This is a genomic window from Colwellia sp. BRX8-5, assembly GCF_014077325.1.
Lineage (GTDB): Bacteria > Pseudomonadota > Gammaproteobacteria > Enterobacterales > Alteromonadaceae > Colwellia_A.
The window spans coordinates 1-513 of the sequence record NZ_JACGVR010000089.1; the positions used below are offsets into that span (position 1 = coordinate 1).

Annotated in this window: 1 pseudogene; it reads right to left on the minus strand. The window is 44.8% G+C overall.

What is annotated here, in order from left to right:
* Positions 1 to 513 (minus strand): annotated as a pseudogene (locus tag H4J62_RS20005) (transposase); the annotation flags it as partial.

Here is a 513-nt window from a genome sequence, read left to right on the forward strand (position 1 = left end):
GGCATTTGCTTTACCGTGTGCGCGCTTTAACCCCACGTGCTCAGTAAATTCACACAAATGCTCTGCGGTGCCGACTGCGCCAGTGAATATACCTTCAAAGTTTGTGGTGAGTTTGAGCCAACTTTTATCGCTGATGTGAAGTCTTGACAGTATATTTGCGGTTTTGTTATCAATAGCGCCTCGTTTGTCTGCTCTTATTACGCGACCTGTTTCATCTACAAGGGTTAAATAGTCCTTCAAGCTAAAGCGGATACCTGAGGTTTTCTCTTGATGTTCATTGCCCGTAAAAGGTAATAACGTTGTCGGTTGCTCTCCTGTAATGGCTGCTTTGATACGCAGTTGAATACTGGTAAAACTCGATTGCTCAGGTGTTGGAGCAATACCCGCACGCACTGGATTTAAATCTACATAAGCCATACAAGCAAGTAATGCCCCTTCATCGAGCAGGGCTTGTGATTTAAAGCGTCCTTCCCAAAAGTGCCCCGTGCATTTATCTTCTTTATTGGCTTGTCG